General features: G+C 66.2%; 9 protein-coding genes and 4 pseudogenes. 6 read left to right on the forward strand and 7 right to left on the reverse strand.

Features of this window, described 5'->3' with window-relative positions:
• Window positions 1–162: pseudogene (locus tag ACRDU5_RS01370) on the reverse strand (IS607 family transposase); the annotation flags it as partial.
• Between the two features lie 58 nt (window positions 163–220).
• Window positions 221–829 (reverse strand): DUF7711 family protein, encoded by a 609-nt coding sequence (locus ACRDU5_RS01375; protein WP_526612428.1) that lies wholly within the window; start codon window positions 827–829, stop codon window positions 221–223.
• A gap of 148 nt (window positions 830–977) precedes the next feature.
• Here ACRDU5_RS01375 and ACRDU5_RS01380 point away from each other — a divergent pair.
• Window positions 978–1,097: pseudogene (locus ACRDU5_RS01380) on the forward strand (isocitrate lyase/phosphoenolpyruvate mutase family protein); the annotation flags it as partial.
• 50 nt (window positions 1,098–1,147) lie between these two features.
• Window positions 1,148–1,222: pseudogene (locus ACRDU5_RS01385) on the forward strand (hypothetical protein); the annotation flags it as partial.
• Here the strand turns inward: ACRDU5_RS01385 and ACRDU5_RS01390 are convergent.
• The gene (locus tag ACRDU5_RS01390) at window positions 1,219–2,052 is read right to left on the reverse strand and encodes a class I SAM-dependent methyltransferase (RefSeq protein ID WP_526612429.1); all 834 of its coding nucleotides are present in this window, start codon (window positions 2,050–2,052) and stop codon (window positions 1,219–1,221) included. The pseudogene ACRDU5_RS01385 and the gene ACRDU5_RS01390 overlap by 4 nt on opposite strands.
• Window positions 2,053–2,118: 66 nt before the next feature.
• Here ACRDU5_RS01390 and fadD11 point away from each other — a divergent pair, with 66 nt between their 5' ends.
• A complete protein-coding gene (gene fadD11, locus ACRDU5_RS01395) occupies window positions 2,119–3,942 on the forward strand; it encodes a fatty acid--CoA ligase FadD11 (protein ID WP_526612430.1) in 1,824 nt (607 codons plus the stop codon).
• Window positions 3,939–4,340, forward strand: coding sequence for an SRPBCC family protein (locus ACRDU5_RS01400; protein ID WP_526612431.1), 402 nt, complete (start codon window positions 3,939–3,941; stop codon window positions 4,338–4,340). Before fadD11 ends, ACRDU5_RS01400 begins: the two co-directional genes overlap by 4 nt.
• On the opposite strand, the gene ACRDU5_RS01405 is transcribed toward ACRDU5_RS01400, so the two are convergent.
• Entirely contained in the window at window positions 4,337–4,528 is a 192-nt protein-coding gene (locus tag ACRDU5_RS01405; protein ID WP_526612432.1) for a hypothetical protein, read from the reverse strand. The genes ACRDU5_RS01400 and ACRDU5_RS01405 overlap by 4 nt on opposite strands.
• 58 nt (window positions 4,529–4,586) lie before the next feature.
• Between ACRDU5_RS01405 and ACRDU5_RS01410 the strand changes: the two genes are divergently transcribed.
• Both ACRDU5_RS01410 and ilvA read left to right on the forward strand, forming a co-directional pair.
• Window positions 4,587–5,024, forward strand: coding sequence for a nitroreductase family deazaflavin-dependent oxidoreductase (locus ACRDU5_RS01410; protein WP_526612433.1), 438 nt, complete (start codon window positions 4,587–4,589; stop codon window positions 5,022–5,024).
• Window positions 5,025–5,065: 41 nt separating this feature from the next.
• Window positions 5,066–6,349, forward strand: a complete 1,284-nt coding sequence (gene ilvA, locus ACRDU5_RS01415) for a threonine ammonia-lyase IlvA (RefSeq protein WP_526612434.1) — start codon at window positions 5,066–5,068, stop codon at window positions 6,347–6,349.
• Here ilvA and ACRDU5_RS01420 read toward each other — a convergent pair.
• The 3 genes and pseudogenes from ACRDU5_RS01420 to ACRDU5_RS01430 form a co-directional block, all read right to left on the reverse strand.
• Window positions 6,346–6,744, reverse strand: coding sequence for a type II toxin-antitoxin system VapC family toxin (locus ACRDU5_RS01420; protein WP_526612436.1), 399 nt, complete (start codon window positions 6,742–6,744; stop codon window positions 6,346–6,348). The genes ilvA and ACRDU5_RS01420 overlap by 4 nt on opposite strands.
• Entirely contained in the window at window positions 6,741–7,007 is a 267-nt protein-coding gene (locus tag ACRDU5_RS01425) for a type II toxin-antitoxin system Phd/YefM family antitoxin (protein WP_526612435.1), read from the reverse strand. The genes ACRDU5_RS01420 and ACRDU5_RS01425 overlap by 4 nt, the downstream gene beginning before the upstream one ends.
• 17 nt (window positions 7,008–7,024) lie before the next feature.
• Window positions 7,025–7,217 (reverse strand): annotated as a pseudogene (locus ACRDU5_RS01430) (hypothetical protein); the annotation flags it as partial.

Here is a 7,217-nt window from a genome sequence, read left to right on the forward strand (position 1 = left end):
ACCGCCGTCCGTGTGCGGGGACCGGCTGCAACAGAAGGATCATCGACCAGAATCAGCCTGCCAACCTTACGCGCCGGGACGGGCAGCAAGCCCGCACGGAACCAGCGATACGCGGTCACGCGCGCAAACACCGTTGCGCTCAGCCCACGACGCCAAATTCATGTATCTGTTCCTACAGCACACCACCGACAACTACCGATCACTCAGACCGCAGCTGTTTCTAACCCTTCAGATCGTCGAGCCCATCCAGGATTTCTGTCACAGCGGTGGCAGCCCGCCACAGGTGGTTTTCGGGCGATTCGCCGTAGCCCTTGTGACGCTGCCGCCAGTCGCGTTCCCAGTAGTCGCTGACCACGGATCGGAGGTGACGACGCGACACGGCGAGCTCCTCCCGGAGTTGCTCGGCCAGCTCGTCGGCGGACGGCTCGATGATGGGCAGGCGATCAAGGCGCCGTGACCGGAGCGCATCAATCGTGGATGCATCAAGACCGTTCTCAGCCGACCAGAACCTCGCCAGCCGCCGATGTTGGTGATTCCAGACTGGCCACGTACGCGGTCGGTAGCCCCAGAGGATCGGTCGCTTGCCGAGCCGCAGCTGGTGGCCGATCGATTCTCCGGTCGGATGCATGGCTAGCCAGGGGAGCTCCTCGGCGGGAAGGTCGAGGACGAGCACGACCGCGCCTGCGTCCAGGGTTTCGGCTAAGGTCAGCAGCTCCCCGGCCACCCACATTTCGCTGAGGGGCCATCGACGTCGGTCACCGAGTTCCAGCCACTGCGACGCGACCTCTGCCATCTCGACGAGATGCCCTGTGGCCGTGGCGCGTTTCATAGGCTTAAGCCAAGCACGTTAACCGCGAACCACGCAGCCGGGCACACGGGGCGTCAGCTCACCTGCCTCGCATCGTCGTGGCCCAGCACATTTGCAGCGCGGGCGACACTCGGGCATGTGGGCCAGGCGGCCTAGCTGATGTCGATGTGTGCATCGGCGGCTGACCTTCGCTCGGTTCCGCCAGTTGCACGAGCAGGGGTGCCTTGTCATTCCGAATCCGTGGGATCGCGGAACGGCGATCGCGTTGGTGGCGATGGGCTTTCCAGCGTAGGCGACGACGAGCGCCGGCCTCGCGTTGGCCCGTGGAGCTGGACAACGTCATTTCGAGTAACGCCGTCGTCGGCGCTGATGGGCAACCTGAAGGCGCTGCTCGGCCCCGGCTGCCTGGGCTAGAAACTGTAGCGCAGGATTCGGGCCTTGCGGCGTCCCGTCTTGCTGTGGGCGGACATCCGGCTCATAACCCGGATCCAGCCGGGGAAGAGGTCTATCTCGGGTCGGTGGGTGAGGCTGGCCTCCTCGACAAGCGTCATCCGCGGATTCCAGGTTTCGGGGTGGTGCGCGTCCTTGAATCCCGGGTAGCCGAGCTGGCTGACGATGTCCTTGTACATCTTCTGCGGGTACAGCTTCATCGCGACACGGGTGACCCAGCCGGTGCGTCCGTAGTCGTTGAATGCCAGCTCGCCGGTCCGGAAATGGTCGGTGATGCGCCGGAAGATTCCGCTGATCACCGGCTCGGTGAGGAAGGCGAACAGGCCGTCGGCGATCAGCATGGTCGGGCGGTCGGCAGGGATGGCGTTGGGCCAGTGCTCGTCGGCCAGCGACACCGGCACCGAGTGGTCCCGCGGGTCGTTCGGCAGCACTTCCTCGCGCAGCGCGGCGATCGCTGGCAGGTCGACGCTGTACCAGTCCACGGTGGCGGGCGGCCGGACGCGGTAGAAGCCGCTGTCCAGGCCGGCGCCAAGGTCGACCACCACCGCGTCGGGATGTTCGGTTGTGAACGCGCGCACCCGCTCGTCGAGCATCTTGGCGCGCAGCGCGGCTTGGCAGACCACACTGGTCTGCACCCCAAGGCCGGCGAAGTCATAGTCCACCTTTGCCACGACTTCATCGGCGAGTGTGTCGCCCAGGATCGGACGGGGCCATCTGCTGTCCAGCGCCCTGGCGTACACGGTGAGAAATGCGGTTTGTTCGGCCGGTGTCAGTTCGGTTGTGGCGATCCCCATGACTGCGAATTTACAGATTCCGGTGAATCGTCCATCTGGACAGTGTGAGTACCTACGGTGAGAATCATGAGCACATCCGATCGGCCCGCCACGTTATGTGAGGCCTTCCAGCGCACCGCCGCCATCGATCCGGACGCCGTCGCGCTACGTACCGTGGGCGACACCCAGACGCTGACCTGGCGCGAGTACGCCACCCAGGTGCGCCAGGTCGCCGCCGGCCTGGCGGGCCTCGGGGTCCGGCGGGGCGACACCGTTTCGCTGATGATGGCCAACCGCGTCGAGTTCTACCCGCTCGAGGTCGGCGCCCAGCACGTCGGCGCCATCTCGTTTTCGGTGTACAACACGCTGGCCGCCGAGCAATTGGTCTATCTGTTCGACAACGCCGACACCAAGGTGGTGATGTGCGAAGCCCAATATGTCGACCGGATCCGGGCCAGCGGCGCGAACATCGAGCACATCGTGTGCCTCGACGGCACCCCCGAGGGCACGCTGTCGGTCGAGGATCTCGTCGCCGCCGGCGACGACGACTTCGACTTCGAGTCCTCCTGGCGGGCGGTGCAGTCCGACGACGTGGCCACCCTCATCTACACGTCGGGAACCACCGGCAACCCCAAGGGCGTGGAGATGACGCACGCCAACCTTATGTTCGAGTCGTTCGCTGTCGAAGCGGTGCTCGGCATCGAGTTCAGTGACCGCATCACGTCTTTCTTGCCGTCGGCGCACATCGCGGACCGGTGGGGTGCGCTGTACAACCAGGAGGTATTCGGCACCCAGGTCACCACGGTCGCCGATCCTCGGGCAATCGCGGCGGCTCTGCCCGACGTCCGACCGACGATCTGGGGTGCGGTGCCCCGGATATGGGAAAAGCTCAAGGCTGCAATCGATTTCGCCGCTGCCAACGAGCCGGACGAAACCAAGCGTGCGGGTCTGCAGTGGGGACTGAGCGTGGCCGCAAAGCGCGCCGCAGCACTGCTGGCGGGAGAGCCGGTGCCCGACGATGTCGCCGCAGAATGGGCGCAGGCCGACGAGTTGGTGTTGTCGAAGCTGCGCGCCAAACTCGGCCTGGACCAGCTGCGGTGGGCAGTGTCAGGTGCGGCACCGATCCCGAAGGAGACGCTGGGATTTTTCGCTGGTATCGGGATTCCCATCTCCGAGGTGTGGGGCATGTCGGAACTCAGCTGCGTCGCAACGGTCAGCCACCCCGCCGAGGCCAAGCTCGGCACGGTGGGCAAGCTCGTCCCCGGCATGGAGGGCCGGATCGCCGACGACGGCGAATTTCTGGTGCGCGGGCCGCTGGTGATTAAGGGCTACCGCAAGGAGCCGGAGAATACCGCGGAGGCGATCGATGCGGACGGCTGGCTGCACACCGGCGACATCCTCGAGGCCGACGAGGACGGCTTCCTCAAGGTGGTGGACCGCAAGAAGGAACTCATCATCAACGCCGCGGGCAAGAACATGTCGCCGGCCAACATCGAGAACACCATCAAGGCGGCCTGCCCGCTGATCGGCGTGATGATCGTGCTCGGCGACGGCCGGCCGTACAACACGGCGCTGATCGTGCTCGACGCCGATGCCGCGGCGCCGTACGCCGCGCAGCGCGGGCTCGCCGACTCGTCGCCGGAAACGCTGGCGCCCGATCCGGGGCTGATTGCCGAGGTCGCGGCGGGCGTCGCGGCGGGCAACTCGAAGCTCTCGCAGGTGGAGCAGCTCAAGCGGTTCCGGGTGTTGCCCACCTTCTGGGAACCGGGCGGCGACGAGATCACGCTGACGATGAAGCTCAAGCGCAAGCCGATCCACCAGAAGTACGCCGCCGAGATCGAGGAGCTCTACGCTCCCGACATCGCGGCGCACGTGCACGAGCCGAAAGCGGCGACGAGCGCGGCGCCATGATTTCTCGCCACGTCAGCGTGTGGATGGACGTCGCGCCCGAGGTTGCGTACGCGATCGCAGCCGACCCCGAGCAGCTCCCTCGCTGGGCGTCGGGGTTGGCGGCGGGCGGGCTGCGGCAGACCGCCGACGGCTGGGTGGCCGATTCGCCGATGGGCCAGGTCACCGTCGAGTTCGCGCCGGCCAACGACTACGGCGTGCTGGACCACGTGGTGCGGCTGCCGTCGGGCGAGGCGGTGTACAACCCGCTGCGGGTGATCCCGGCTGGCGAGGGCCAGCCGCGTTGCGAGGTGGTTTTCACCGTGCGCCAACAGCCCGGCCAGACCGACGAGCAGTTCGAAAGCGACGTGGCGACGGTGGCCGCCGACCTGGACCGGCTGCGGGAACTGGCGGAAGGCTAGCGCCGCACTCCGACGCGCAGGCCGAGCCACACCACCGTGGCGGCAGCGGCCGCGGTCAGCACGGCGGGAGCGGCACTCGCCGTGGCGACGCCAACCCCGATCAGCACAACGACACCGACAGCGAGCGCGACCAGCTTGTACACCGGCCAGGGAACGCCGGCGATCAGCACTTCGTCGTGCACTGTCATGGTTTAACGATAGCTCGTATTTATCTTTTCGGCCAGCCGAAACACTTAGGCTGGCGTCATGCCAATTACCGGAGATTACGAACCCAGCACGTCCGATTGGGCCCGCGAGAACGCCGAGAAATACATGGACTCCGGCGGCACCGAGGGCACCGAGCTGCAGGGCAAGCCCGTCATCCTGCTGACCAGCATCGGCGCCAAGAGCGGCAAGATCCGCAAGACGCCGCTGATGCGGGTCGAGCACGACGGCGAGTATGCGGTGGTGGCATCGCTCGGCGGCGCGCCGAAGAGCCCGGTCTGGTACCACAACGTCAAGAAGAACCCGCGGGTCGAGCTGCAGGATGGCCCCAGGTCGGGTGACTACCAAGCCCGCGAGGTTTTCGGCGACGAGAAGGCGGCGTGGTGGGAGCGGGCGGTCGCGGCCTGGCCGGACTACGCCGAGTATCAGAAGAAGACCGATCGGCAAATCCCGGTGTTCGTGCTCACCCCGGTTACCTAACCCGCTTTTGCAGGAAAACCCCCAGATGGCACCATTGATCGGTGTCCGCTGAACTGAGCCAGACCCCGCGAACGTCGCCGCCGTTGTGCGCGGCCGACATCGATGCGGCCGCTCAGCGAATTTCCGGCGTCGTCGCGCGCAGCCCGCTGCAGGTCAGCGAACGGCTCTCGGAGACCACCGGCGCCACGGTTTACCTCAAGCGCGAAGACCTCCAGGCGGTGCGATCCTACAAGCTGCGCGGGGCCAACAACCTGCTGATGCAGCTGTCCGACGCCGAGATCACCGCCGGCGTGGTGTGCTCGTCCGCGGGCAACCACGCCCAGGGCTTCGCGATGGCGTGCCGGTCGATGGGCATCCACGGCCGGGTCTACATCCCGGCCAAGACGCCGAAGCAGAAGCGTGACCGCATCCGCTACCACGGTCGTGAGTTCATCGAGCTGATCGCCGTCGGCAAGACCTACGACGAGGCCGCGGCCGCCGCGCTGGACGACGTCGCGCGCACCGGTGCGACGTTGGTGCCGCCGTACGACGATCCGCGCACGATGGCCGGCCAGGGCACCATCGCCGTCGAAATTCTGGACCAGCTCGACGGCGAGCCGGATCTGGTGATCGTCCCGGTCGGTGGCGGCGGCTGCATTTCCGGCATCACGACGTACCTGGCCGAACGGACGACCGGCACCTCGGTGCTCGGTGTCGAGCCGGCCGGGGCCGCCGCGATGATCGCCGCGCTGGCCGCGGGCGGGCCGGTCATGCTGGACCACGTCGATCAGTTCGTCGACGGCGCCGCGGTGAACCGAGCCGGCGCGTTGACCTACGCGGTGCTGGCCGCAGCGGGTGACATGGTGTCGCTCACCGCCGTCGACGAGGGCGCGGTGTGCACGGCGATGCTGGACCTGTACCAGAACGAGGGCATCATCGCCGAACCCGCCGGCGCGCTATCGGTCGCCGGGATGCTGGAGGCAGACATCGAGCCGGGATCCACCGTCGTGTGCCTGATTTCGGGCGGCAACAACGACGTGTCCCGGTACAACGAGGTGTTGGAGCGCTCGTTGGTGCATCTCGGCCTCAAGCACTATTTTCTGGTCGACTTCCCGCAGGAGCCCGGCGCGCTGCGCCGGTTCCTCGACACCGTGCTCGGACCCGGCGACGACATCACCCTGTTCGAGTACGTGAAGCGCAACAACCGGGAAACTGGGGAGGCGCTGGTCGGCATCGAGCTGAGTTCAGCCGCTGACGTGGAAGGTCTGCTGGCGCGGATGCACGCCTCCGACATTCATGTCGAGGAGTTGGAGCCCGGCTCGCCGGCGTATCGCTACCTGCTTTAGCGAGGACTTGCGACCGCGAGACCGGCAGTGGCTGCGGCCTCAGCCAAGCGGTTGTCATACGTAGCGATCGCGCGGAGGTCGGTTGCCGTCAACGCGGCGGCAAGATGTATCGCATCGAGGCTCCGAAGTTCGGGCGGCATCATGGTGGCCGCTGCATCGAGCAGTCTGCTATTCAAAGGCACCAGATCGAGCTTCGCGAGGACCCGGCGAGCATGCGCTACGGCCTCTATCGAACCCCGGCGTGCAATGGCTCGAGTTAGTTCCATCCGGGCAAGGGCAGAGGTGAATCGGCCGTCGGATGGAAGCCGATTCAAAAAGTCTTGTAGCGCCGAAGATTCGGGCTCGACGACGATGAGCTTGACCAACGCCGAGGTATCCATGTACACGTGCATCAGCGTTCGTCAGCGCGCAACCGCTGCAATTCCGCCGAGGCGTCGAATCCGTAGTCCACCGGCTCTTCGTCAAGGAGATCACCAGGCGACTCGGCCGGAATGACTTCGCCGCGAAGGATGAGGTCCTCCCAGGTGTCTTCGCCAGCCGGGACGATGCGGGCGACCAACCGACCGCGTTGTGTCACTTCGACCGTCTCGCCCCGCGCCACGCGCGCGATGTAGCGGCTGGCGTGCTGGCGGAGTTCACGGAGACCGATGCGCTCCATGTAGCACATGGTAGCACTTAGCTTGCTGCTTTTAGCTCGGGCTCCACCTGCATGAGTGTTTCGTCGTTGGCGCGGAAGATCGGTTGAAGCGGAACACCGAATGCTGCGGCGACTTGCGTCAGCAACGTCGACCACTGTCGGTCCAGATGCGAGATCGGACCGACGCCAGGGCGTGTCAACAGCAGCGCCACACTGGCGCCCTCCTCGAAG

The organism is Mycobacterium sp., assembly GCF_050701515.1.
GTDB lineage: Bacteria > Actinomycetota > Actinomycetes > Mycobacteriales > Mycobacteriaceae > Mycobacterium.

Excerpts from the sequence above, each read along its gene's own strand:
- ACRDU5_RS01375 (WP_526612428.1), bottom strand. The coding sequence starts at position 829 with ATGAAACGCGCCACGGCCACAGGGCATCTCGTCGAGATGGCAGAGGTC.
- ACRDU5_RS01390 (WP_526612429.1), bottom strand. The coding sequence starts at position 2,052 with ATGGGGATCGCCACAACCGAACTGACACCGGCCGAACAAACCGCATTT.
- fadD11 (WP_526612430.1), top strand. The coding sequence starts at position 2,119 with ATGAGCACATCCGATCGGCCCGCCACGTTATGTGAGGCCTTCCAGCGC.
- ACRDU5_RS01400 (WP_526612431.1), top strand. The coding sequence starts at position 3,939 with ATGATTTCTCGCCACGTCAGCGTGTGGATGGACGTCGCGCCCGAGGTT.
- ACRDU5_RS01405 (WP_526612432.1), bottom strand. The coding sequence starts at position 4,528 with ATGACAGTGCACGACGAAGTGCTGATCGCCGGCGTTCCCTGGCCGGTG.
- ACRDU5_RS01410 (WP_526612433.1), top strand. The coding sequence starts at position 4,587 with ATGCCAATTACCGGAGATTACGAACCCAGCACGTCCGATTGGGCCCGC.
- ACRDU5_RS01425 (WP_526612435.1), bottom strand. The coding sequence starts at position 7,007 with ATGGAGCGCATCGGTCTCCGTGAACTCCGCCAGCACGCCAGCCGCTAC.